The 26,036-nt window shown below is 41.0% G+C and carries 25 protein-coding genes, 1 other RNA gene and 1 other annotated feature (1 of these 27 cut by a window edge); of the genes, 25 read left to right on the top strand and 1 reads right to left on the bottom strand.

Annotated features, from left to right (window positions below; genetic code table 11):
* Positions 1–107: a binding site (T-box leader), on the top strand; it begins 130 nt to the left of the window's first position.
* A gap of 113 nt (positions 108–220) precedes the next feature.
* The 6 genes from hisS (at position 221) to V7077_RS03590 (ending at position 6,446) form a co-directional block, all read left to right on the top strand.
* Positions 221–1,492, top strand: coding sequence for a histidine--tRNA ligase (gene hisS / locus V7077_RS03615; protein WP_335498479.1), 1,272 nt, complete (start codon positions 221–223; stop codon positions 1,490–1,492).
* Positions 1,493–1,505: 13 nt separating this feature from the next.
* The gene (aspS, locus tag V7077_RS03610) at positions 1,506–3,275 is read left to right on the top strand and encodes an aspartate--tRNA ligase (protein ID WP_335498478.1); all 1,770 of its coding nucleotides are present in this window, start codon (positions 1,506–1,508) and stop codon (positions 3,273–3,275) included.
* A 66-nt stretch (positions 3,276–3,341) separates the two neighbouring features.
* Positions 3,342–3,535: non-coding RNA, 6S RNA (gene ssrS / locus V7077_RS03605), on the top strand.
* A 148-nt stretch (positions 3,536–3,683) separates the two neighbouring features.
* On the top strand, positions 3,684–4,451 hold the full coding sequence (locus V7077_RS03600) for a tRNA threonylcarbamoyladenosine dehydratase (protein WP_215043852.1): 768 nt from the start codon (positions 3,684–3,686) through the stop codon (positions 4,449–4,451).
* Positions 4,452–4,576: 125 nt separating this feature from the next.
* The gene (locus tag V7077_RS03595) at positions 4,577–5,503 is read left to right on the top strand and encodes an ABC transporter ATP-binding protein (protein ID WP_335498477.1); all 927 of its coding nucleotides are present in this window, start codon (positions 4,577–4,579) and stop codon (positions 5,501–5,503) included.
* A complete protein-coding gene (locus tag V7077_RS03590; RefSeq protein ID WP_335498476.1) occupies positions 5,496–6,446 on the top strand; it encodes an ABC transporter permease in 951 nt (316 codons plus the stop codon). Before V7077_RS03595 ends, V7077_RS03590 begins: the two co-directional genes overlap by 8 nt.
* 64 nt (positions 6,447–6,510) lie before the next feature.
* Here V7077_RS03590 and V7077_RS03585 read toward each other — a convergent pair whose 3' ends face one another.
* On the bottom strand, positions 6,511–7,785 hold the full coding sequence (locus tag V7077_RS03585; protein WP_335498475.1) for a replication-associated recombination protein A: 1,275 nt from the start codon (positions 7,783–7,785) through the stop codon (positions 6,511–6,513).
* 224 nt (positions 7,786–8,009) lie between these two features.
* On the opposite strand from V7077_RS03585, the gene cymR reads away from it, so the two are divergent.
* The 19 genes from cymR to greA all read left to right on the top strand — a co-directional run bounded on the left by cymR (position 8,010) and on the right by greA (position 26,030).
* The gene (gene cymR / locus V7077_RS03580) at positions 8,010–8,429 is read left to right on the top strand and encodes a cysteine metabolism transcriptional regulator CymR (RefSeq protein WP_335498474.1); all 420 of its coding nucleotides are present in this window, start codon (positions 8,010–8,012) and stop codon (positions 8,427–8,429) included.
* 108 nt (positions 8,430–8,537) lie between these two features.
* Positions 8,538–9,680 (top strand): cysteine desulfurase family protein, encoded by a 1,143-nt coding sequence (locus V7077_RS03575; RefSeq protein ID WP_335498473.1) that lies wholly within the window; start codon positions 8,538–8,540, stop codon positions 9,678–9,680.
* Between the two features lie 35 nt (positions 9,681–9,715).
* Positions 9,716–10,834 (top strand): tRNA 2-thiouridine(34) synthase MnmA, encoded by a 1,119-nt coding sequence (gene mnmA / locus V7077_RS03570; protein ID WP_335498472.1) that lies wholly within the window; start codon positions 9,716–9,718, stop codon positions 10,832–10,834.
* Positions 10,835–10,938: 104 nt separating this feature from the next.
* The gene (locus V7077_RS03565; protein WP_335498471.1) at positions 10,939–11,592 is read left to right on the top strand and encodes a tetratricopeptide repeat protein; all 654 of its coding nucleotides are present in this window, start codon (positions 10,939–10,941) and stop codon (positions 11,590–11,592) included.
* A gap of 30 nt (positions 11,593–11,622) precedes the next feature.
* On the top strand, positions 11,623–14,034 hold the full coding sequence (gene recD2, locus V7077_RS03560) for an SF1B family DNA helicase RecD2 (protein WP_335498470.1): 2,412 nt from the start codon (positions 11,623–11,625) through the stop codon (positions 14,032–14,034).
* Positions 14,035–14,058: 24 nt separating this feature from the next.
* Positions 14,059–14,535: a PRC-barrel domain-containing protein gene (locus tag V7077_RS03555; protein ID WP_235740543.1), complete on the top strand. Its 477-nt coding sequence runs from the start codon at positions 14,059–14,061 to the stop codon at positions 14,533–14,535.
* 11 nt (positions 14,536–14,546) lie between these two features.
* Positions 14,547–14,738 (top strand): hypothetical protein, encoded by a 192-nt coding sequence (locus V7077_RS03550; RefSeq protein WP_098529891.1) that lies wholly within the window; start codon positions 14,547–14,549, stop codon positions 14,736–14,738.
* Between the two features lie 54 nt (positions 14,739–14,792).
* A complete protein-coding gene (locus V7077_RS03545) occupies positions 14,793–14,927 on the top strand; it encodes a YrzQ family protein (RefSeq protein WP_215043833.1) in 135 nt (44 codons plus the stop codon).
* Positions 14,928–15,026: 99 nt separating this feature from the next.
* Entirely contained in the window at positions 15,027–16,091 is a 1,065-nt protein-coding gene (locus tag V7077_RS03540; protein WP_335498469.1) for an AI-2E family transporter, read from the top strand.
* Positions 16,092–16,424: 333 nt separating this feature from the next.
* Positions 16,425–19,061, top strand: coding sequence for an alanine--tRNA ligase (gene alaS / locus V7077_RS03535; RefSeq protein WP_335498468.1), 2,637 nt, complete (start codon positions 16,425–16,427; stop codon positions 19,059–19,061).
* A 106-nt stretch (positions 19,062–19,167) separates the two neighbouring features.
* Complete coding sequence (locus V7077_RS03530) at positions 19,168–19,434, top strand: IreB family regulatory phosphoprotein (protein ID WP_101579205.1); 267 nt, start codon at positions 19,168–19,170, stop codon at positions 19,432–19,434.
* A 3-nt stretch (positions 19,435–19,437) separates the two neighbouring features.
* Positions 19,438–19,854: a Holliday junction resolvase RuvX gene (gene ruvX, locus V7077_RS03525; protein ID WP_215043827.1), complete on the top strand. Its 417-nt coding sequence runs from the start codon at positions 19,438–19,440 to the stop codon at positions 19,852–19,854.
* Between the two features lie 12 nt (positions 19,855–19,866).
* Positions 19,867–20,166: a DUF1292 domain-containing protein gene (locus V7077_RS03520; RefSeq protein WP_215043825.1), complete on the top strand. Its 300-nt coding sequence runs from the start codon at positions 19,867–19,869 to the stop codon at positions 20,164–20,166.
* Positions 20,167–20,403: 237 nt separating this feature from the next.
* A complete protein-coding gene (mltG, locus tag V7077_RS03515) occupies positions 20,404–21,540 on the top strand; it encodes an endolytic transglycosylase MltG (protein ID WP_335498467.1) in 1,137 nt (378 codons plus the stop codon).
* Positions 21,541–21,836: 296 nt separating this feature from the next.
* Positions 21,837–22,481 (top strand): O-methyltransferase, encoded by a 645-nt coding sequence (locus V7077_RS03510; RefSeq protein WP_335498466.1) that lies wholly within the window; start codon positions 21,837–21,839, stop codon positions 22,479–22,481.
* 5 nt (positions 22,482–22,486) lie between these two features.
* Positions 22,487–23,416: a peptidase U32 family protein gene (locus V7077_RS03505; protein ID WP_335498465.1), complete on the top strand. Its 930-nt coding sequence runs from the start codon at positions 22,487–22,489 to the stop codon at positions 23,414–23,416.
* Between the two features lie 74 nt (positions 23,417–23,490).
* Positions 23,491–24,765: a peptidase U32 family protein gene (locus V7077_RS03500; RefSeq protein WP_335498464.1), complete on the top strand. Its 1,275-nt coding sequence runs from the start codon at positions 23,491–23,493 to the stop codon at positions 24,763–24,765.
* Positions 24,762–25,397, top strand: coding sequence for a uridine kinase (gene udk, locus V7077_RS03495; RefSeq protein ID WP_235744430.1), 636 nt, complete (start codon positions 24,762–24,764; stop codon positions 25,395–25,397). Before V7077_RS03500 ends, udk begins: the two co-directional genes overlap by 4 nt.
* Before the next feature lie 156 nt (positions 25,398–25,553).
* Positions 25,554–26,030 carry a transcription elongation factor GreA gene (gene greA / locus V7077_RS03490; RefSeq protein WP_215043817.1) on the top strand — a complete coding sequence of 159 codons (477 nt, stop codon included), beginning with the start codon at positions 25,554–25,556 and terminating at the stop codon, positions 26,028–26,030.
* Positions 26,031–26,036 lie beyond the last annotated feature (6 nt).

Below are 26,036 nucleotides of genomic sequence, written 5' to 3'. Positions count from 1 at the left end.
CTTTAGTAGAAGATGAACGTAGCAGGCGTTAACTGTTTAAGAGGAAGAGCATATACGATGTTCTTCAACTAGGGTGGCACCGCGGGAACCAAACTCTCGTCCCTTGTATAATTACAAGGGATGGGAGTTTTTTTGTTTTTCCAGAAAAAGCAAGCACCTGTTATTGTGTCCATTTAACTATATATACATAAGCTTTATGTTTATAAGGAGGTATACCACCATGTCTATTAGCATTCCGAGAGGTACGCAGGACATTCTGCCTGGTGAAGTTGAAAAGTGGCAGTTAATTGAAGCAAAAGCTAGAGAACTATGTGAAAAATATCAGTACCAAGAGATTCGTACGCCAATCTTTGAACATACAGACCTTTTTTCAAGAGGTGTTGGTGACAGCACGGATATTGTTCAAAAGGAAATGTACACCTTTGAGGACAGAGGCAAACGCAGCATAACACTAAGGCCAGAAGGAACAGCAGCAGTTGTCCGCTCTTTTGTGGAGAAGAAAATGTTTGGCCTTCCTAATCAGCCTGTAAAGCTGTATTACATGGGACCAATGTTCCGGTATGAACGTCCTCAGGCAGGCCGCTTCCGCCAATTCGTCCAATTTGGGGTAGAGGCATTAGGCAGTAATGACCCGGCGATTGATGCCGAGGTAATCTCATTAGCGATGAATCTCTACAAAGAAATGGGTTTGCGTAAGTTAAAGCTTATTGTCAACAGTCTTGGTGATAAAGAGAGCCGCACAGCCCACCGTGAAGCGCTTGTCAATCATTTCAAACCGCGGATTGGCGAATTTTGTCATGACTGTCAAAATCGTCTCGAAAAAAATCCGCTTCGAATCCTTGATTGCAAACAGGACCGTGATCATGAACTAATGAAAACAGCACCTTCCATACTGGATTACTTAAATGATTTTTCAAAAGCCTATTTTGAAAAACTACAGCAGTATTTAACGCTGCTTGATATCCCGTTTGAGGTCGATTCAAACTTGGTTCGCGGCTTAGATTATTATAATCACACAGCATTTGAGATTATGAGTAATGCGGAGGGATTCGGAGCCATTACGACCCTATGTGGAGGCGGGCGCTATAATGGGCTGGCCGAAGAAATTGGCGGTCCAGAAACGCCTGGTATTGGTTTCGCCTTAAGTATTGAGCGGTTTATTGCTGCCCTTAACGCAGAAGGCATTGAACTGGAAATCAACCAGGGAATCGACGTGTTTTTAGCATCACTTGGAGAAGAAGCAAAAGATTATACGGTTGGACTATTACAGCAGCTCCGCACGGCTGGCTTTTCAGCGGAAAGAGATTATCTTGACCGAAAAATCAAGGCCCAGTTTAAAGCCGCTGACCGTTTAAAAGCGAAATATGTAGCAGTACTCGGAGACGATGAGCTTAAAAATAATAAAATTAATGTTAAAAATATGGCTACAGGTGAACAAGTAGAATTTGACCTAAACACATTTATTAAACAATTTCAGGAATTGCAAGCTTAAAAGGGGGATAATCATGTTTGGCAGATCGTATTTTTGTGGGGAAGTTCCAGAGTCAGCAGTTGGGGAGAAGGTAACGTTAAAGGGCTGGGTTCAAAAGCGCCGCGATTTAGGCGGGTTAATTTTTATTGATTTGCGCGACCGTTCTGGAATTGTTCAGGTTGTGTTTAATCCAGATTTATCAAAAGAAGCACTGCAAACCGCAGAAAAAATCCGTAACGAATATGTTTTGAATGTGGTTGGAACTGTTGTTCGTCGTGAAGAAGGAACCATCAACCAAAATATTGCAACAGGAACGATCGAGGTACAAGCTGAAGAAGTAACGATTATCAATGAAGCGAAAACTCCTCCGTTTCAGATCTCTGATCGAACAGATGCTTCAGAAGATGTCCGCTTAAAGTATCGCTATTTAGATTTCCGCCGTCCGGTTATGTTTGAAACACTGAAGATGCGTCATCAAGTAACAAAGCATATTCGAAACTACCTTGACAGTGAAGGTTTCTTAGATATTGAAACACCAATTTTAACAAAAAGTACCCCAGAGGGAGCACGTGACTATTTAGTTCCTAGCCGTGTCCATCCTGGTGAGTTCTACGCATTGCCACAATCACCACAATTGTTTAAACAATTATTGATGGTAGGCGGGGTTGAACGTTATTATCAAATTGCCCGTTGTTTCCGAGACGAGGACTTGCGTGCTGACCGTCAGCCAGAATTTACTCAAGTCGATATTGAAACCAGCTTTTGGAGCCAAGAAGACATCATGAGCATGATGGAGAACATGTTGTCTGGATTAATGAAAGAAGTTAAAGGGGTAGAAGTCCCTGCAAGTTTTCCGCGGATGACCTATGCTGAAGCCATGAGCCGCTTTGGGTCTGATAAACCAGATACCCGGTTTGGTTTAGAGCTTGTCGATCTTTCAGAAATTGTGAAGGATTCTGGCTTTAAAGTCTTTGCAGCAGCTGTTGCAAATGGCGGCCAGGTAAAAGCGATTAATGTTAAAGGCGCAGCTGAAAACTATTCACGTAAAGATATCGATGCGTTAACCGAATTCGTTGCTGTCTATGGTGCAAAAGGACTTGCTTGGTTAAAGGTTGAAGCTGAAGGATTAAAAGGACCAATTTCAAAATTCTTCTCTGAGGAGGATGCACAAGCGATTAAGGCTACGCTTGAAGCAACAGACGGTGATTTGCTTCTTTTTGTGGCTGACAAGAAAACTGTTGTCGCTGACGCACTTGGCGCCTTAAGACTCAAACTCGGAAAAGAATTAGGCTTAATTGACCCGAGTCAGTTTAACTTCCTATGGGTTACGGACTGGCCGCTCTTAGAGTATGATGAGGAGGAAGGCCGTTATTATGCTGCCCACCATCCATTTACAATGCCATTTAGAGAGGACCTTGAACTGTTAGATACAGATCCGTCTAAAGTTCGTGCCCAAGCATATGACATTGTCTTAAATGGATATGAACTTGGCGGCGGCTCACTAAGGATATTTGAACGTGAGGTTCAAGAAAAAATGTTTAGCGTGCTAGGTTTTACTCCTGAAGAGGCAAGAGAACAATTCGGATTCCTTTTAAATGCATTTGAATTTGGAACACCGCCACATGGTGGAATTGCTATTGGTCTAGACCGTTTGGTTATGCTGCTTGCTGGCAGTTCCAACCTCAGGGATACCATCGCATTTCCTAAAACAGCAAGTGCAAGCTGCCTGCTGACAGATGCACCGGGTGAAGTCTCCGAGGCACAACTGAAAGAATTAAATTTGTCATTAAATGTTAATAAATAACAGGAATTCGCTTTCATGAATCCTTGATGACTGTTGTAAATTATGATATGATAAAGGCAATTAAGAAGAGTCCTGAAATGTACGTTGTGTTACCTGAAGTTTTGACCGAACATTATTGATTCGGGAGTCTAGCGTTTTCTGCCATGCGTAAATGCCCCACCTATACGGTATAGGGACTTACAATCGCGGAAACAGGACACCCACCTGCTAGTAGCGGGATCAAAACGAAGGATTTAAGCGACGGCACCATTGGGACTCTTCGTTACTTACAAAAACCACCTTTCGCTCTCCGCGGAAGGTGGTTTTTGTAAGTAATCCCTACTATTTTACTTGTTTTTATAAGTGGGTATGATATATTCTTATGGTGAAAAAATATATATAAGTGATTATAAATTTGGAGTGAATCTAATGCTGCATCAATTTTCCAGAAACGAGCTTGCTATTGGTAAAGAAGGATTAACAATTATGAAAAACAGCACGGTTGCTGTTTTAGGAATCGGCGGAGTTGGCTCGTTTGCGGCTGAAGCTCTAGCGCGATCCGGTGTGGGCAAATTAATTTTGATTGATAAAGATGATGTTGATATTACTAATATCAACCGTCAGCTGATTGCCCTCTTGTCAACGGTCGGCAGACCAAAGGTGGATATCATGACCGAGCGGATTAAGGATATTAATCCTGATTGTGAAGTAATTCCATTAAAAATATTTTATACCGAAGAAACATATGAAGAAATTTTCAGTCATAAATTGGATTTTGTTGTCGATGCTTCTGATACCATTGTTTATAAAATTCACCTCATGAAAGAATGCCTAAAACGAAATATCCCGATTATTTCCAGCATGGGTGCAGCAAATAAAATGGATCCAACTCGGTTTCAGATTGCCGATATTTCGAAAACTCATACGGACCCGATTGCAAAGGTCATTCGGACTAGACTTCGCAAAGAGCGGATTCATAAAGGCATTCCAGTTGTCTTTTCTGATGAAAGCCCAATTGTGATACGTGAGGATATTAAAAAAGAAGTAGGAAATGAAAATGCCCCTATCCGTAAAGCACAAATGCCGCCAGCATCCAATGCCTTTGTTCCATCGGCAGCCGGTTTGATTATGGCAAGCTATGTGGTAACACAATTGTTAAAAGACATTAAAATCCAGCGTGTTGCGGATGAGAAATAAACTGTTAGCCCTAAACTGCCTAAGTTTAGGGCTTTTATTTTTCGATCAGTCATGAAATTAAGGAAATTTTTGCTAGATTCAGGTACACTTAATTTGGATTGTTCGCTTTGAAAGGAGATTAGAATTTGGAGACAATTGTAGAACTAAAAGATGTCACTAAGATCATTAAAGGGAGAAAAATAATAGACAGGATTAGTTTCAAAGTAAATAAAGGGGAAGTGTTTGGATTTTTAGGTCCAAATGGAGCAGGGAAAACAACAACCATTCGGATGATTGTTGGCTTAATGGGAATTACCTCTGGTGACATTCTGATTGGCGGGGCTAGTATTAAAACACAGTTTGAACAGGCTGTAGGTCATGTCGGAGCGATCGTTGAAAATCCTGAAATGTATAAATTTCTGACCGGATATCAGAATTTAGTTCATTATGCGCGAATGTCAAAAGGTATCTCACATGAAAAAATAGCCGAAACAGTAGAATTGGTGGGTTTATCTGGACGAATCCATGAAAAGGTAAAAACGTATTCGCTTGGAATGAGGCAGCGGTTAGGCCTGGCTCAATGCCTCCTCCATGACCCAAATGTCTTAATCCTTGATGAACCTACTAACGGGTTGGATCCTGCTGGTATAAGAGAGATTCGTGACTATGTCCGCCTTCTCGCCCGGGAAAAAAATATGGCAGTGATTGTTTCGAGTCATCTATTGTCTGAAATGGAAATGATGTGTGACCGTATCGGGATTATCCAAGATGGCAGGCTGGTAGATGTACAGCTTGTCCAAGAATTTGTTCATGGTACTGCATCCGCCTATGAATTAGAAGTAGTTCCCAGCGATAAGGCGTTGGATTTGTTATCGGCCAATTATCCAAACAATAAAGCAAACCGTTCTAGAAATGGATTAACCGTAGAAATGGATAGAGAGGAAATTCCACATTTGGTAAAATTGTTGGTGGCTGAGGAGATTTCTGTATTTGGGATAAAAGAAGTATCGAAAACATTAGAAGATCGCTTCCTTGAAGTGACATCGGAAAAGGAGGCGGGTGTACGTGGTTAATTTAATCAAAAACGAATCGATGAAAATTTTCAGACGACCCGGGACGATTGTTATGATTGCAATTTTGGTTCTATCCCTAGCCCTGGTTGGCATTGTTATTAAGTCTCAACAAAATAGTATGGATATTCAGCAAGATAAAAACTGGCAGCAGATATTAAAAGAGGAAAATGATGCCTTAAAGCAACAGATGGTGAAAAGCCGGACTGATACGGAAAAACAGTATTTCAAGAAAGAAATTGCGATAAATGATTATCGAATTAAACATGATATGCCGCCAAAAGAAAAATATACGGTTTGGTCGTTTGTTAAAGATTCATCACAGCTGATTTTACTGGCAGGTGTCTTTATTATTATTATATCTGCAGGTATTGTGGCCAGTGAGTTTAATTGGGGAACCATAAAACTATTATTAATCAGGCCGATCAATCGGACTAAAATTTTATTCGCAAAGTATGTAACAGTGCTATTATTTGCTATTATGATGTTGGCAATTATGTTTATTTTCTCCAGCTTACTGGGTGCGATTTTGTTTGGTATGCCTGACAAAGCAGTTCCGTATTTAAATTATTATAATGGCCATGTGACTGAACAAAATATGGTTGTTCATTTACTGATTTATTATGGGCTGAGTTCCATTGATACAATCATGTTAGTAACAATGGCATTTATGATGTCTGCTGTGTTTCGAAACAGTTCCCTTGCAATCGGACTTTCCTTATTTTTGCTATTTACCGGCGGTCAGTTTACCGCATTGTTAGCAATGAAATTTGACTGGGCTAAATATATATTATTTGCCAACACAGATTTAATGCAATATTTTGAAGGAACGCCACTAGTCGAAGGCATGACTATTCCCTTCTCCATATTCATGTTAGTCATTTACTTCGCCTTATTCCAATTTCTCGCTTTCTACGTCTTCCAAAAACGAGATGTAGCAGCATAAACACAAACGGTGACAGGCACCTTGTGAATTCTTCACATGGTGCCTGTCACCGTTTCTACCCTATCTACTTTTTTGATCTTGTTAATTTTTCATATACTGTAGCTAAAGCTTGTTCGAATTTTCCTGTTTTCTTAGGCTGATAGTATTTTTTGTTTTTTAGTTTGTTCGGTAAGTATTGCTGTGGTACCCAGCCATTTTCAAAGTCGTGCGGATATAAGTAGCCGATACCTCTGCCAAGCTCTTTTGCGCCTTTGTAATGGGCATCCTTTAGATGATCTGGCACTTCGCCGACGATTCCTTTTTGAATGTCATCTAAGGCCGCTTGAATCGCCAGCACGGCTGAGTTTGATTTAGGGGATAAGCACAGCTCAATCACAGCGTTTGCAAGTGGTATCCTTGCCTCGGGAAATCCAATTCTTTCAGCTGTTTCAATTGCTGCTAACGTCCGTGCCCCTGCTTGGGGATTAGCTAATCCTATATCCTCGTAAGCAATCACAATCAATCTGCGGCTGATACTAGGAAGGTCACCTGCTTCAATTAAACGGCCAAGATAGTGAAGGGCGGCATCCACATCGCTCCCGCGAATCGACTTTTGAAAGGCTGAAAGGACATCGTAATGACCGTCTCCATCTTTATCGGCAACCAAACTTTTCTTTTGCAAACACTCCTCTGCTGTCTCTACATCGATATGGATCACACCATCCTCATTCTTATCTGTTGATAGAATGGCTAGTTCTAATGCGTTTAAGGAGCTGCGAACATCCCCGTTAGAACCTTGGGCAAAATGCAGTAATGCTTCCTCGGAAATGTCTACTTTTTCTTTTCCATAACCACGTTCATCATCCTGGAGTGCCCGCAATAAGGCTTGCTTCACTTCATCAGGCGCTAAGGGCTTTAGCTCAAATATTTGACAGCGGCTCCGAATCGCCGGGTTAATCGCATGATAGGGATTGCTGGTTGTGGCTCCAATTAAGACAATCATTCCGTTTTCCAGATAGGGAAGAAGGAAATCCTGTTTGGCTTTATCTAAACGGTGGACTTCATCTAAAAGCAAAATGACTTTCCCTGACATCTTTGCCTCTGCTGCTACAATCTCCATATCCTTTTTATTATTCGTTACGGCATTTAAAGTTCGAAAGGCATATTTTGTACTGCCCGCAATAGCGCTTGCGATCGAGGTTTTGCCAATTCCCGGCGGTCCATATAAAATCATTGATGTCAGCTGTTTTGCTTTCACCATTCTTGCGATAATTTTTCCATCCCCGACAAGATGCTCCTGACCGACAATTTCTTCAATCGTTCGTGGACGCATACGGAATGCTAAAGGTTTTTGCTGCATAATCATCTCTCCAAAATTGAACTCGTGTCTAGCTCAAAATTTTGATATAAGGTAAATAGACTTTTAATTTATAAGTTGTTAAAATAGATTTTCTCAATTTAACTTTACCATTTTCCCTTGAAAAAGCATATTAAACAAGAATATGATATAATTTTGAATGCCTATCAATTTACTGAGAATTTTTTTATATAAAATAGATCCAATAACGAATAGGAGTGCAAGAGATGAAGATATCAACTAAAGGTCGTTACGGTTTGACCATTATGATCGAACTAGCAAAAAAACATGGTGAAGGGCCGACCTCTTTAAAAACGATTGCTCAAGCAAATGAACTATCCGAGCATTACTTAGAACAATTGATTGCTCCATTACGGAATGCCGGATTAGTTAAAAGTATCAGAGGGGCTTATGGCGGCTATGAATTAACAAGTGCGCCTTCCAAAATTACTGCAGGTGATGTGATTCGTGTGTTAGAAGGGCCGATTACTCCTGTCGAAGGAATAGAGGATGAAGAGCCTGCTAAGCGTGAGCTTTGGATTCGCATTCGCGATGCCATTAGAGATGTTTTAGACAATACAACATTAGAAGATTTGGCCAGCCATAGTGAAGACCACGAGCCAGAGGGTTATATGTTTTATATTTAAGGTTAAAAATAAAAGCGAGTTTGTTAAAGTGTGATGACCACTTTTCAACGATACTTTTACGTTTTAAACTGAATGATAAATGAGAATTATTTGATTGAAGGTGTAATAATGGAACGAATCTATCTCGACCATGCGGCAACGAGTCCGATGCACCCTAAGGTGATCGACAAGATGATATCGATTATGAATGCTACATTTGGGAACCCATCAAGCATTCATTCCTACGGAAGAGAGGCACGTCATTATATTGATTTAGCGCGGGCTGCACTTGCCCGCAGCATCGGAGCACAAGAAACCGAGATTATTTTTACAGGCGGCGGCACAGAGGCGGATAATATGGCATTATTTGGTGTGGCTGAGAGCTATCAAACGAGGGGCAAGCATGTGATTACAACCCAGGTTGAACATCATGCCGTCCTCCATGCCTGCAAAAGGTTAGAAAAGATGGGCTTTGAAGTAACCTATCTCCCAGTGGATGAAACAGGTAGAATTTCCATGAGTGACCTGCAAGCGGCGTTAAGGGAAGATACGATTCTAGTATCGGTGATGTACGGTAATAACGAAGTAGGAACAATCCAGCCTATTAATGAAATTGGCCAACTGCTTGAAGGACATCAAGCCCTATTTCATACAGATGCCGTCCAAGCTTACGGAATAGTGGACATAGATGTTAACGAAAGTAAAATTGATTTATTATCTGTTTCAGCTCATAAAATTAATGGCCCAAAAGGGGTCGGCTTTCTTTATGCAAGGTCAACTGTTAAATTAGCGCCACGCCTTTTTGGCGGTGACCAAGAACGAAAACGCCGGGCCGGGACAGAAAATGTTGCCTCAATCGTTGGTTTTCATGAAGCAGTTTTAATAGCAAGTGAAGCGCGTCCAGCCAAGCGTGAAACGTTTGTTGAACTGAAGGAAACGTTACTTGAAAAGCTGCATGATGGACAGGTTGAATTTAACATAAACGGATTGCTTGAATATTCTCTGCCACATGTATTAAACTTAAGCTTTCCGGGAACTAGTGTGGAGGCAATGCTGGTCAACCTTGATTTAGCAGGTATTGCTGTATCAAGCGGCTCAGCTTGTACGGCTGGATCAATTGAGCCATCCCATGTTCTTGTTGCCATGTTTGGTAAACAATCAGAGCGGCTGACCAATTCCATCCGCTTCAGCTTTGGCTATACTACGACGAAGGAAGAGGTTAGTAAAGCGGCTGATGAAATAACGAAAATTGTAAAGCGCCTGAAAAAATAGAGGTAGAGGAAGTTGTTAAAAGAGAGGTGAAAAACATGGAAAGAAAGGATCCAAAGGATACACGGGTAGTAGTCGGGATGTCAGGTGGAGTCGATTCCTCCGTTGCAGCGCTATTATTAAAGCAACAGGGCTATGATGTCATCGGTATCTTTATGAAAAACTGGGATGACACTGATGAAAATGGCGTTTGTACAGCTACAGAAGATTACGAGGACGTAATTCGTGTCTGCAATCAAATTGGCATTCCCTATTATGCAGTAAACTTTGAAAAACAATATTGGGACAAGGTATTTACCTATTTCCTTGATGAATATAAAGCGGGCAGGACGCCAAATCCTGACGTAATGTGTAACAAAGAAATCAAATTTAAGGCCTTCCTGGAACATGCGATGAACTTAGGGGCAGATTATCTCGCGACAGGGCACTATGCCCGCGTCGAGTTCCGCGATGGTGAATATAAGATGCTTCGCGGGCTTGATGAAAATAAGGACCAAACGTATTTCCTAAATCAATTATCGCAGGAGCAGATCAGTAAAGTGATGTTCCCAATTGGTAATCTTGAAAAGTCACGGGTTCGGGAAATAGCCAAGGAGGCAGAGCTTGCTACTGCAACGAAAAAAGACAGTACCGGGATATGCTTTATTGGCGAACGGAATTTTAAAGAGTTCTTAGGTCAGTATTTACCCGCACAGCCCGGGAATATGGAGACGTTTGAGGGTGAGGTCAAAGGCAAACATGAAGGGCTGATGTATCATACGATCGGCCAGCGTCATGGTCTTGGGATTGGCGGATCTGGCGAGCCATGGTTTGCGATTGGTAAGGATTTAAAAAGAAATATTCTTTATGTCGGCCAAGGCTTCCATCATGAAAAACTCTATTCCGATGCAATTACAGCTGTGAATGTCAGCTGGGTTTCAAATCGTGAAAAAACAGCTGAATTCGAATGTACAGCGAAATTCCGTTATCGCCAGGAAGACCATAAGGTCACAGTTCGCCTGTTAGAAGGTGATAAGGTTCAAGTCTTGTTCCATGAACCGATCAGAGCGATTACACCTGGACAAGCTGCCGTTTTTTATCAAGGAGACGAATGCCTTGGAGGCGGAACGATTGATGAAGTTTATAAAAATGGTGAACGTTTAACATATGTTGGCTAACTAAGACCCTGATTCCCTTGCTGGAGTCAGGGCTTTTCTGCTAGTTGGCGGAAAAAAACTGACTAAAATATGGTATACTTTCTTTTAGAAATGGAGTTGGAAAAATGGATAAAAACCAATTAGGTGTACAATACATGCAAGAAGGTAACTGGGAAGAGGCAGCAAAAGCGTTCAACGATGCGATCGAACTAAACCCATCAGACCCAGTTGCCTATATTAATTTTGGCAACGTTCTGTCAGCAGTAGGCGACGATGAAAAAGCAATTAAATTCTACCAAAGAGCCATCGAAATAGACGAAAATGCCGCTGCTGCTTACTATAGTATCGGAAACGTCCTTTTTAGCCATGACCGTTTCGCAGAAGCAAAGCATAGTTTCGAGCAAGCCATGAAAAAAGGCCTCGAATCGAGCGACTTGTATTTTATGTTAGGTCTTACCCACCTGCAATTAGACCAAGGCAGACTGGCTCTCCCGTACCTGCAGAGAAGTGTCGAACTAAACGAAAATGATGGAGAAGCTAGGTTTCAGTATGGATTATGTCTCGCACAGAATGAACTCATCGATGAAGCCATCATCCAACTACATAAATGCATCGAACTTGATCCCGGCCATTCGGATGCTTATTATAACTTGGGCGTTTCGTATGCATTTAAAGAAGATCAGACACAAGCATTAGCTATGTTTAACAAAGCATTAGAAGTTCAGCCTGATCATCTGCTCGCAGGTCACGGTAAAAAATTACTTGAACAAAATCTCTAATACTAAATTGAACTGAAAGGAGGGAGCAGAATGGAAAAGCAAGACACCCTTGATTTATTCGCTGAGCAAGGAAAATTCGTAAAAGGAAGGCCGATTGTAACTATTTTCCATAACGAGCAAAATCTCTATACGGTCCTTAGAATCCGTGTCGATGAAACCAATGATCAATATGATGACAAAGAAGCAGTGGTAACCGGTTATTTTCCAAAAATTCATGAACAAGAAACATATGTGTTTTTTGGGGAGTTTAAAGAACATCCAAAATTTGGGGTTCAATTTCATACCCAACATTTTCGGAAGGATATGCCGCAGACGAAACAAGGGGTTATTGCTTATTTATCAGGTGAAATGTTTAAAGGCATCGGGAAAAAGACAGCGGAGAACATCGTTGAGACACTTGGCGAGAATGCCATCTCCAAGATTCTTAATCAGCCATCCATACTTGATTCCATTCCAAAGCTTCCTCCTGAAAAAGCGAAAATGCTGTATGATACCTTAATGGAACATCAAGGGCTTGAACAGGTAATGGTAGCCCTGAATCAATATGGATTTGGACCACAGATTTCAATGCGTATTTATCAAGCCTATAAAGACGAAACGCTATCGGTTATTCAAAAAAACCCCTATCAACTCGTTGAGGATATTGAGGGGATTGGGTTTGGCCGGGCAGATGAACTAGGTTACCAATTGGGGATCTCAGGAAATCACCCTGATCGAATAAAAGCAGCCTGCCTTTATACCCTCGAAAATGAAAGCATGCAAACAGGTCATGTTTATTTACATGCTGAAACATTACTCGAGCAGGTAAAGTCACTTTTAGAAGATAACAAACGCGATCAAATTGACTTTACTGATATCTCAGGAGAGCTAATCAAGCTTGAGGAAGAGGGCAAAATTATCGGGGAAGAAAGACGCATTTATCTGCCGTCCTTATTTTTTGCAGAAAAAGGGTTAGTTACAAGTATCAACCGAATTTTAAAGCAAAGCGAATATCGTGAGCAATTTCCTGAATCAGAATTCCTCTTGGCCTTAGGCGCCCTTGAGGAACGTCTTAGTGTTCAATATGCCCCGTCACAAAAAGAAGCCATTCAAACGGCGCTCATGTCGCCCATGCTCATTTTAACTGGAGGCCCGGGAACTGGGAAAACAACGGTTATTAAAGGAATTGTCGAGCTATACGGTGAACTTCACGGCTGTTCACTTGAACCTAAGGATTATTTTAAAAAAGATGAACCGTTTCCAATTTTACTAGCAGCCCCGACAGGGAGAGCGGCGAAACGAATGACCGAATCCACTGGTTTGCCTGCAGTGACGATTCACCGCTTACTTGGTTTTAATGGAACAGAAGGATTTGACCGTGATGAAGTTAGTCCGCTTGAGGGGAAAATATTAATTGTCGATGAGACGTCGATGCTCGATATCTGGTTAGCCAATCAATTATTTAAGGCTCTGCCAGAACATATCCAAGTCATCATGGTAGGGGACGAGGACCAGCTTCCATCCGTTGGGCCTGGACAAGTCTTAAAGGACTTGCTTCAATCACAAAGAATTCCTACCGTCCGACTTACCGATATTTACCGCCAGGCCGAGGGTTCTTCCATTATAGAACTAGCCCATGATATAAAAAAAGGCTATCTTCCGGAAAATGTGACAGCAAAGCAGCCAGACCGTTCTTTTATTCGATGTTCAACCGCACAAGTTGCACAAGTTGTCGAAAAAGTGGCCCAGAATGCTAAGAATAAAGGCTATACCGCAAAGGATATTCAAGTGCTGGCACCGATGTACCGCGGTCCGGCCGGAATTGACCGCCTAAATGTCTTATTGCAGGAAATATTTAATCCGAATCCGGATGGCAAGCGCAAGGAAATAGTGTTTGGCGACGTCAAATACCGGATTGGAGATAAGGTGCTTCAACTTGTGAACCAGCCGGAAGACAATGTTTTTAACGGTGATATTGGAGAAATTATTTCCATTATCTATGCCAAAGAAAATACTGAAAAACAAGATATGATCTATATTTCATTTGAAGGAACAGAAGTGGAATATACCAGACAGGACTTAAATCAAATTACACATGCCTATTGCTGTTCGGTTCATAAGTCGCAGGGCAGTGAGTTTCCGATTGTTATTATGCCCATCACGAGAAGTTATTACAGAATGCTGCAAAGGAATCTAATCTATACGGCCATCACTAGGAGTAAACAATCGTTGATTATTTGCGGTGAGGAAGAGGCCTTCAGGCTGGGGGTCGAACGGGCAGATGAGCTTCAAAGACAAACGACACTCTGCCAAAAGCTGCAGGAATCGATTACAATTGGCACTCAACTAGAAGAAGATCCTTCAAGTGAATTATCCTATGAGGAGCAGTTAATGCAAGTCCATCCTATGGTTGGAATGGAAAACGTTACACCTTATGATTTTTTAACAAATGACGGAAACTAAGAAATGTTCGGGGGTGGAAACTCTTTGCGGACATTCTCTTTATTAAAAGGGCAGCCTGTTTTTGAAACAAAAAGTGGAACAAAGATAGGTGAGATTACGGACCTTTGTATATCCGGCACCGGAAAAGTGAATGGCCTATTGGTCAAAAAAGGAATACTCTTCAAGCAACTCTATTTCCTTGAGATCGAAAAAGTGGCTTCCTTTGGCTGGGATGGGGTAATGGTCCAGGATGGCAGTTACTTAGAGAAACTAAAAGTGAGTCCTGAATATACCTTAAACCATCAACATTCTTTAGATGGGATGATGATGCTCTCTAAGAGCGGTGAGTCACTTGGATTGTTAACGGATGTATATTTTCAGGAAGAATTGGGCACAATCGTAGGGTATGAAATTACGGATGGCTTCTTTTCGGAGATTACGGAAGGTAAACAAGTCATTCAATCCGGGAAGCCCGTTGCGATCGGAAAGGATGCCATTATCGTAGATGTTAAAAATACGTGAGGTGTCTTTTCATGTTCAAGTGTCCCAATTGCCAAAGCAAAGATATTGGCAAAATAGGTATTAACCAATATTATTGCTGGAATTGTTTTATCGAACTCTCCGTTAACAAAGGGATTATCAATACCCATCAGGTTGAAGAAGACGGGTCACTAAGTTCCTTGGATGATTTGTTTGAAGAAGAAGAACGTCGTTATACGATTTAAACCGGGGTTCCCTCGGGATGTTTAGTCTGGCCAATCTGTCGAAGAGGTGAGACGATGAATAAAATGATGACGACAATGCTTGTTTTTGGTGCAGGGATGGCAGCTTACAATATTGCCCAAAGAAATAATATGATGTCAGCCCGCAATATGAAAAGGATTCAGAAAAAGGTAAAGCGCGCGATATTTTAGATGGATCATCCTCCTCAAGGACATTGAGGGGGATTTTTAGCATAAACGCTGTATATTTCCAACGTCAGTCTCCAAAACTAATTGAAGGAGGGCCTTGACGTGGATATTCGTGTGAAATGGTATTATCGAATTGGGTTTTTGCTCCTTTTATTAATAGCAATTTTTGTTTTCCTTAAGATTAGTTCATTATGGATGCCGATTATTAAAATAATTGGAACGATTATTTTTCCTTTCATTATTTCGGGGTTTATTACCTATTTGCTGCACCCAATTGTGGAGAAATTGCATGAAAAAGGACTACACCGTGGTCTTGCGATTATCCTCATTTATATTATCTTTTTTGGCGGAATTGGCTTTTCTTTATATAAAGGGATACCAGTTGTTATTGATCAAATCAAAGATTTATCAGAAAGTGCGCCCGCTTTTGCTGAGCAGTATCGGGAGTGGATTACACTCCTGCAAAAGCATACAAGAGAATGGCCTGATGGTCTTCAGGCACGGGTGGATGAAGGAATTGATGCATTTGAAAATAAACTTGATTCCTTATTAACGATTATCGTTAACATCCTTGTCAATCTGTTAAATTCCGCCTTACTAATGATGATCATTCCGTTTATTACCTTTTATATGCTAAAGGATTATCCGTTATTAAAAAGGACAGTCTGGTACCTAACACCGAAGAAATGGCGAAAGAAAGGAACGTTATTTCTAAAGGATGCCGATCAATCACTGGGCGGTTATATTCGCGGTCAGCTGCTGGTTTGTATGATCATCGGAAGTATCTCTTCGCTATTATTTTGGATTTTTGATTTGAATTATCCGCTGCTTTTAGGTCTGATTGTAGGGGCCACAAATGTGATTCCTTATTTTGGTCCTCTCATTGGGGCCATACCGGCCGTGTTTGTTGCGGCTACTGTTTCAATGAAATTAGTCATTATTACAATTGTGATTGTTTTTGGCTTGCAGTTTATCGAAGGGAACATTTTATCTCCCTATATTGTCGGAAAGAGTCTCCATATGCATCCATTATTGATTATGGCCGCTTTAACAACTGGCGGTGAAATTGGCGGAGTTTTAGGATTGATCCTTGCTGTGCCCATTCTAGCTGTCCTGAAAGTGGGCATAGTCCATGCAAAAAAACATCTTATGAACGAATCAAATTGACAAACGTTTTGATGGTGGCTATAATTCGTCATATAGAATATTTGTTTGAAAATGTAGAAGGATTGAGTATGTTGTAGTCCATCTGTAACGCTTTTTTGCGTAAAAGAGAGGAGCTTCCCAGGCTGAAAGAAGCTCTAGATGAAGGATAACAGAAAGCTAATCTGGAGTGCAGCTAATCCCTGCCGTCCTTGCCGCGTTAAGGCGAATTTTGAGAGATGGATACATATGTTTGTATTCATAATCAGGGTGGTACCGCGAGATCAGCTCTCGTCCCTGTTTTGGGATGAGGGCTTTTTTGTATGCTTTTTTATATTAAAGGAGGTCTGTAATTTTATGAAGAAATTAACAGGAGCACAAATTCGTTCCATGTTTCTACAGTTTTTTAGTGAGGAAAAAGGTCACAATATTGAACCAAGTGCCTCACTTGTCCCGCACGATGACCCATCATTATTGTGGATCAACAGTGGAGTGGCAACCTTAAAAAAATACTTTGATGGTCGTGTGGTTCCAGAAAATCCTAGGATTACAAATGCACAAAAATCGATTCGTACAAACGATATTGAGAATGTCGGAAAAACTGCCCGCCACCATACTTTTTTTGAAATGCTTGGAAATTTCTCAATCGGAGAATATTTCAAGGACGAAGCAATCGTTTGGGCATGGGAGTTTTTAACCTCTGAAAAATGGATGGGGTTTGATCCTGAACTGCTAAGTGTTACGGTTCATCCTGAGGATCATGAAGCCTATGAAATTTGGCATAAAACGATTGGCATCCCAGAGGAACGCATTATCCGCTTGGAAGGGAACTTCTGGGACATCGGGGAAGGACCAAGCGGACCTAACACAGAAATTTTTTATGACCGCGGTCCTGAGTATGGAGACGACCCTAGTGATCCTGAATTATATCCTGGCGGCGAAAATGAGCGGTACCTAGAGGTTTGGAATCTTGTATTTTCTCAATTTAACCATAACCCTGATGGAACCTATACACCGCTTCCAAAGAAAAATATTGATACCGGGATGGGACTAGAGCGGATGGCCTCCGTTGTTCAAAATGTGGCAACCAACTTTGATACTGATTTGTTTATCCCAATTATCCGGGCAGCAGAAGAAATCTCTGGTGTCAGCTATGGCGTAGACAAGGAACAAGACGTTGCATTTAAAGTCATTGCTGACCATATCCGGACCGTTGCCTTTGCTGTTGGGGATGGAGCCCTTCCTTCAAACGAAGGCCGCGGCTATGTGCTGCGCCGTTTACTGCGCCGGGCAGTACGCTATGCAAAGCAAATCAATATTAACCGTCCGTTTATGTTTGAACTTGTTCCGGTTGTAGGCGAAATTATGCAGGACTACTATCCAGAGGTAAAGGATAAAACCGAATTTATTCAAAAAGTAATTAAAAACGAGGAAGAGCGTTTCCATGAAACCCTTCATGAAGGCTTGACCATTCTAGCTAGTGTCATCAGCAAGGAAAAAGAAAAAGGCAGTGATACGATCTCTGGCGCAGATATTTTCCGTCTCTATGACACTTACGGTTTCCCTGTTGAATTGACAGAAGAATATGCAGAAGAAGAAGGCATGAAGGTTGACCATGAAGGCTTCGAGATAGAAATGGAGCAGCAGCGTGAGCGTGCCCGTGCCGCCCGTCAAGATGTTGATTCCATGCAGGTTCAAGGCGGTGTCCTCCGGGATGTAACGCTTGAAAGTAAATTTGTTGGTTATGATCAATTAAAAACCGAATCAATCGTGACCGCCATTATTAAAGACGGTAACCTTGTTGATCAGGCTGGAACAGGTGAAGAAGTTCAGGTAATCCTTGATATCACTCCTTTTTATGCAGAAAGTGGAGGTCAAATTGCGGACCGAGGCTTACTAAAGGGTGATGGTGTGACAGTTGCGGTGAAGGATGTTCAAAAAGCACCAAATGGTCAAAACCTTCACAAGGTTATGGTAGAAAGCGGACAACTGAAAACCAATCAACAGGTAACGGCTGAAGTTGATGCGGAAAATCGAGTCAAAATTATTAAAAACCATACAGCCACACATCTTCTGCATCGTGCTCTAAAAGATGTGCTTGGGGAACATGTTAACCAGGCAGGCTCCCTTGTTGAACCTGATCGTCTCCGGTTTGACTTTTCGCACTTTGGTCAAATTACACCAGAAGAATTGGAACATGTTGAACGAATTGTTAATGAAAAAATTTGGCGCAATATCGCCGTAGATATTAGCTTAAAGCCAATTGCGGAAGCAAAGGCACTTGGAGCAATGGCCTTGTTTGGTGAGAAATATGGGGACATTGTCCGCGTTGTTAGAGTGGGCGATTACAGCTTAGAGCTTTGCGGGGGATGCCACGTACCGAATACCTCTGTTATTGGTTTGTTTAAGATTGTATCAGAGGGCGGAATTGGTGCAGGAACTAGAAGGATTGAGGCGGTAACCGGTGAAGCAGCTTATCAATCATTAAATGATCAAGTTGGTTTATTAAAGGATGCAGCCGAAAAGTTAAAAACCAATCCTAAAGATATGGGCAGCCGAATTGAAGGGTTACTGGCTGAAATTAAGCAGCTTCAGCGTGAGAATGAATCACTTGCTGCAAAGCTTGGAAATATCGAAGCAGGCAACCTTGTTTCAAATGCAAAGCAAGTTGAAGGTGTAACAGTTTTATCGGCAAAAGTTCAAGCTGCCGAAATGAATAACTTGAGAAATATGGCCGATGACTTGAAACAAAAGCTGGGATCTGCGGTTATTATTCTTGGCAGTGTCCATGAAGGCAAAGTGAATTTAATCGCGGCAGTGACAAAAGACCTAATTGAAAAAGGTTTCCATGCTGGTAAATTGGTTAAAGAAGTTGCCACACGCTGCGGCGGCGGCGGCGGCGGACGTCCGGATATGGCGCAAGCTGGCGGCAAGGATCCAGAAAAATTGGATGCAGCACTCCAATTCGTTGATGAATGGGTGAAATCCATTTGATAATGGGACAAAGTAGTGTAGAATGTAGGTACTACACTAGAGAAGCTGCCTAGACCGTGCAGCTAAACAATATAATTCTCGTCAAATTATAAGCGAGGTGCATGAAATGAGCTCATTTGATAAAACGATGCGGTTTAATTTTCCGGAAGAACCGTTTGAACATGATGTTAACGATGTTCTTTTTCAAGTCTATGAAGCCCTGCAGGAAAAAGGATATAATCCAATCAACCAAATAGTTGGCTATTTACTATCTGGAGACCCTGCCTATATTCCACGTCATCGTGATGCACGTAACATTATTCGTAAGCTAGAACGAGATGAAATTATTGAGGAATTGGTAAAATCCTACCTAAAACAACAACGAGAGGGTTAATGAATGCGTGTATTAGGATTAGATGTAGGCTCAAAGACCGTCGGGATTGCCGTAAGTGATGAATTAGGCTGGACGGCGCAGGGCTTAAAGACCCTTAAAATAAACGAAGAAAAACAAGAGTTTGGTTTCGAGGAAATTGGGCAATTAATAAAGGAGTATCAAGTCGATACGGTCGTCATCGGTTTACCTAAAAATATGAATGGGACGATTGGACCGCGCGGTGAAGCTAGTCAGCAATATGCTGCTGAAATTGAGAGCAGATTTGCTGTTCCCACCGTTTTGTGGGACGAGCGGTTAACGACAATGGCTGCTGAACGTGTCTTGCTTGAGGCGGATGTCAGCCGTAAAAAGAGAAAAAAGGTCATTGATAAAATGGCAGCCGTAATGATTCTGCAAGGTTTTCTTGATAGCAAAAATTAATGAGGTGGAAAAATGGCACACGAACATAATCACGAAGAAGATCGTTACATCACACTTGTCGATGAAAATGGCGATGAACAATTATTTGAAATACTTTTCACATTTGATTCAGATGAGTTTGAAAAGTCCTATGTTTTCTTTTACCCAGTGGGCGCAAATGAAGATGAGGAAGAGGAAATCGATATCCTTACTTATGCCTATATACCTACTGAAGACGGCGGTTTTGGTGAGTTAATGGAAATTGAAACGGACGAAGAATGGGATATGGTCGAAGAAGTATTTAATACCTTTAATGAGGAACAAGAAGAATAGGTTTCATGACCGGCTATTGATTTAGCCGGTTTTTTTATGGTTTTGGATATGACTTTTACTTCGAGAATTGTCCAGCTTCAGCGCCCTAGCGGCTAGTATCCTTCGAACTTGCCCGACATATTCATTGTTAAATTGACATTTTTCTTACTATATGCTCAAATTATTATGGATATCTATTTTACGATAATATAGATAAATAGGAATCATGTCACATTGGCCTTGGGAAGGGGGAACAGGATGACAACAAATGAAAAAGGCAATAAAAAGAATGTCATTCGACAAAAAATGATAGAACAACACTATGAAGCAAAACTTGTCCGTAAGATTGTTTTAATGATCTCTATTTGCCTGCTATTATTGATCATTTTAATTGGCGGTGGGGGTTACCTCTACATACAGTCTGCCCTAAAACCTGTTGATGCAAAAAGTAAGACGCATAAAACAGTCGATATTCCAATCGGATCTTCTGTAACGGGAATTGGTGAAAGATTAGAGAAAAATGGAATTATTAAAAATGCAAAGGTTTTTAAATACTATGTAAAGCTTAAAAACGAAGGCGGCTTTATGGCGGGCAAATACCAACTAAGTCCTTCCATGGATGTACCTGAAATTGTCAGCCGCTTGAAAACGGGTAAGGTCCTAGCTGGAGCAACATTTAAGATTACCATTCCAGAAGGGAAGCAGCTGAAGGAAATTGCCGGGATTATGGCAAAAGCCACTCATCAAAATGAAGCGGATGTGTTTAATAAACTAAATGATAAACAATTTATTAAATCTCTTATGAGTAAATATCCTGATATCTTAACAGATGAAATCTTCCATTCTACCGTAAAGTATCCACTCGAGGGGTATTTATACCCGGCAACCTATCCATTTTACAAGCCAAACCCAACAGTTGAAGAAATGGTCATGGCAATGCTTGATAAAACAAGAATCGTGTTAACTGATTACACGGAAAAGAGTAAAGAAAAAAAGCTATCCATTCATCAGTTGTTAACGATGGCCTCTCTAGTTGAAGAGGAAGCTACCGGTAAGGCTGACAGGAAAACGATCGCTAGTGTTTTTTACAATCGACTGAAACAAGGAATGCCGCTTCAAACGGATCCAACCGTTTTATATGCACAAGGAAAACACAAAGAAAAAGTTTATTATAAGGATTTAGAAGTGAATTCCCCTTATAACACTTATAAAAATACCGGACTGCCGCCGGGGCCGATTGCCAACTCCGGCAGGGACTCAATTGAAGCGGCACTTGAGCCGAATCAAACTGATTATTACTATTTCCTAGCGACAGCTGATGGTTCCGTTATTTTTACGAAAACATTAGCTGAACATAATCAAAAAAAAGCTGAGTATATTTCCAATAAAAAATAAGCAGAACCTTGGGGGAAAGATTAGCATTCCCCCTTTTTTTATGGTAAAATAATTCAGGTGTTTTAATAAGTATTCTATAGCGTAACCCACAGTAACAGGAAAAATGGCGGTATTATTGCCCCTAAAAAGCACTCAAGCCATTCAGCTTGCAGGGCTCCGAAGCTGTGAACGCTATTTTTTCATGTCTAAAGAGTTCTTTTTTAGCGAATAATAAAAGTATTTGAATTTATGAACGGTCCGGATTTTAGCGTGTCTCGCGCTGCCGGCTTTCTTATGAGGATAGAGGTGACGGCAGCTTGTTAAATAATGAGAAGCTGCAGGCTTATATAGACGGTTTATTTGCTGACAGGAATGACTTGTTTAGCGAAATGGAAAATTATGCAAGTGAACACCATGTTCCAATTATGGAATTGGTCGGAATTGAAACGATGTTGCAATTGTTAAGAATCCACCGGTCAAAGCGTATCCTTGAGGTTGGAACGGCAATTGGTTATTCAGCTTTAAGAATGGCCGCAGCCCTTCCTGAAGCTGAGATTGTTACGATTGAACGGGATATCGAGAGAATTCAAATAGCAAAAGAATTTATCGAGCGGTCCGGTAAGGCTGAACAAATTAGCTTAATTGAGGGAGATGCCCTTGAGGTAGAAGAAGATGTCCGTAAACATGGCCCTTTTGATGCTATTTTTATTGATGCGGCAAAAGGCCAGTATAAAAAGTTCTTTGAGCTTTATGCAAAATATCTGACAGCTGAAGGGATGGTTGTGACAGATAATGTCTTGTTTAAAGGACTTGTTGCAGAAGAGGAGATTGAATCAAAAAGAACACGCAATCTTGTAAAAAAAATAGCTGAATTTAATCAGTGGTTAATGAGCCACTCTGAGTATGATTCTGTTATTTTGCCAGTTGGTGACGGAATCGCTATAAGTAAAAAGAAGAGGTGAGTGTGATGAAAAAACCGGAATTACTTGTCACTCCATTAACCGTGGATGATATTTTGCCATTGGCCGAAGCGGGTGCCGATGCATTTGTGGTGGGTGAACAGCGCTATGGTCTTCGACTTGCCGGTGAATTCAACCGTGAAAATGTCCGCAAAGCCATTGAAGTGGCGCATAGTAAAGGTAAAAAAGTCTATGTGGCCATGAATGCTATTTTTCATAATGAAAAAATTGATGAGCTTGGCGACTATATCCAATTTGCTAAAGATGCCAATGCCGATGCGATTATTTTCGGTGACCCAGCCGTTTTAATGACGGCAAAAGAAACAGCTCCCGAGATGAAGCTGCATTGGAATACAGAAACAACCGGGACGAACTGGTTTACATGTAATTATTGGGGTTCGAAGGGGGCAAAACGTTCGGTTCTAGCCCGTGAGATTAACATGGATGCCATTGTTGAGATAAAAGAGAAGGCGGAAGTGGAAATTGAAGTTCAGGTTCATGGTATGAGCTGCATGTTCCAATCTAAACGTTCCTTACTGGGAAACTATTATGAATATCAGGGCAAGGTTATGGAAGTGGAAAACCGCAAAATGGAAGAAAATATGTTTTTGCATGATAAAGAACGCGGTAATAAATATCCAATTTTTGAAGACGAAAATGGAACCCATATTATGAGCCCAAATGATATCTGTATCATTGATGAACTTCAAGAAATGATTGAGGCCGGTGTCGATTCCTTTAAAATTGATGGGATCTTAAAAAGCCCGGAATATATTCTTGCCGTTACAAAAGCCTACCGCGCGGCAATTGATTTATGCGTTGACGACCCGGATGCATATGATGACAAAAAGGACGAACTGTTAGAGGCGATCGAAGAAATTCAGCCAGCAAACCGTTCCTTAGATACAGGCTTCTATTTCAAAGAAACCGTATATTAAATGAAAACCAGAAGTGCCTTAACCAGGCAATGCAGTTAAATATAAAGAAATAATTAATTGGGAGGGGTTCAATCGTGAATACCGTTACAGACAAAATTTCTGAACTAATCGATGGAAAACGTGTCATTGTAAAGAAGCCGGAACTCCTTGCTCCAGCAGGCAATCTTGAAAAATTAAAAATTGCTGTTCATTATGGTGCTGACGCTGTTTTTATCGGCGGCCAGGAATATGGACTTCGTTCGAATGCTGATAACTTTACCTTCGAAGATATGAAAGAAGGGGTAGACTTTGCCAAGAAATACGGTGCTAAAATTTATGTGACAACGAACATTTTTGCTCACAATGAAAATATAGAAGGCTTAGAAGAATATATTCTTGGCCTAAAGGAAACCGGAATCGCAGGAATTATCGTTGCTGATCCGCTGATTATTGAAACATGCCGCCGGCTGGCTCCTGAAATTGAAATTCATATTAGTACCCAGCAATCGCTTTCTAACTGGAAGGCTGCTCAGTTTTGGAAAGAAGCAGGAGCAGAGCGAGTTGTGTTAGCTCGTGAGGTTGGAGCAGATGAAATTAGAGAGATGAAGGAAAAGGTTGATGTTGAAATTGAGACCTTTATCCATGGGGCGATGTGTATTGCCTATTCCGGCCGTTGTACTTTAAGTAATCACATGACAGCAAGGGACTCAAACCGAGGCGGCTGCTGTCAATCATGCCGCTGGGATTATGATTTGTATAAGCTCGAGGGCGCGGATCAGGAGACTGCCCTGTTTGGCGAAGCGGACGCTCCATTTGCGATGAGCCCAAAAGACCTTAACCTAATTAAGGCCATTCCGAACATGATTGAGCTTGGAATCGATAGTTTAAAAATTGAAGGCCGCATGAAATCAATTCATTATATTGCTACGGTTGTTAGTGTTTATCGTAAAGTCATTGATGCCTATTGTGCCGATCCTGAGAATTTTGTGATTAAAAAAGAATGGCTGGAAGAGCTTGACAAGTGTGCAAACCGAGAAACAGCTCCAGCCTTTTTTGAAGGAATTCCTGGGTATAAAGAGCAAATGTTTGGTAATCATAGCAAGAAGACAAACTTTGAATTTGTAGGACTTGTGTTGGATTATAACGAGGAAACACAAATTGTAACCTTGCAGCAGCGGAATCATTTTAAACCAGGGGATGAAGTGGAATTCTTTGGTCCTGAAATTGAAAACTTTACACATGTAGTTGATAAAATTTGGGATGAAAAAGGGAATGAATTGGACGCAGCTAGACACCCACTTCAGATTGTACAATTTAAATTGGACAAACCGGTATACCCTAACAACATGATGCGAAAGGAGAACGCATAATGCGCAAACCGGTTGTTATTGGTGTAACGGGCGGCTCCGGCTCCGGAAAAACCAGTGTAACAAATGCGATCTATGAAAGTTTGAAAGATCTCTCTATCTTAGTTCTGGAACAGGATTATTATTATAAAGATCAGCAAAATGTTCCATTTGAGCAACGATTAAAAACAAATTATGATCATCCGCTTGCCTTTGATAATGACCTGCTGATTAATCATATTGAGAAGCTTTTACGTTATGAAGCAATCGATAAACCTGTTTACGATTATTCGATTCATACACGCTCTGATAAGGTAATACCTGTTGAACCTAAAGAAGTGATTATCCTTGAAGGGATTTTAGTGCTTGAGGATGAGCGGCTTCGCAATTTAATGGATATAAAGTTGTACGTTGATACAGATGCCGATTTAAGAATTATCCGCCGGTTAGAGCGGGATATTCGAGAACGCGGCCGCACGTTTGATTCCGTCATTGATCAATATTTAAATGTTGTCCGGCCGATGCATAATCAATTTATTGAACCAACTAAACGCTATGCAGATATCATTATCCCTGAGGGCGGTCAAAATCATGTGGCAATTGATTTAATGGTCACTAAAATTCAAACAATTCTTGAACAAAAGTCATTTTTATGACACAATAGCAACAGAATAGACGAAAATAAATAGTATAGTGCGCGCCCTTTTTTGAAAGGACGCGCTACTATGTATTTACCGTATGGTACAATACCTACATAAAATTACATACACAATTCTATTGGGGGATTGTGAAGACTAGAAGGAGTGAGGGTTTTGGCTACAGAGAAAGTATTTCCAATGACACAAGCAGGTAAAGAAAAACTAGTACAAGAGCTTGAATACTTAAAATCAGTTAAACGTAAAGAAGTGGTGGAAAGAATTAAAATTGCCAGAAGCTTTGGTGATTTATCTGAAAACTCCGAGTACGATTCTGCGAAAGAAGAGCAAGCATTTGTAGAGGGCCGGATTACAACATTAGAAAATATGATTCGTAATGCTAAGATTATTGCTGAGAGTGAAATGGCAGGAGATTCAGTTGCTCTAGGGCGTTCTGTTACCTTTATTGAGCTTCCAGATGGCGAAGAAGAAACGTATTCCATCGTCGGCAGTGCAGAGGCTGATCCGTTTGAAGGAAAAATCTCAAACGATTCACCTATTGCGAAAAGTCTTTTAGGGAAAAAAGTGGGCGACCAAGTAACGGTTCAAACTCCAGGCGGAGAAATGAGCGTTCGTATTGTTTCCATTAAATAATTAATA

Source organism: Neobacillus vireti, assembly GCF_036962465.1.
GTDB lineage: Bacteria > Bacillota > Bacilli > Bacillales > Cytobacillaceae > Neobacillus > Neobacillus vireti_B.
Note: the sequence above shows the minus strand (reverse complement) of the source record. Positions and strands in the feature narration are given on the sequence as shown.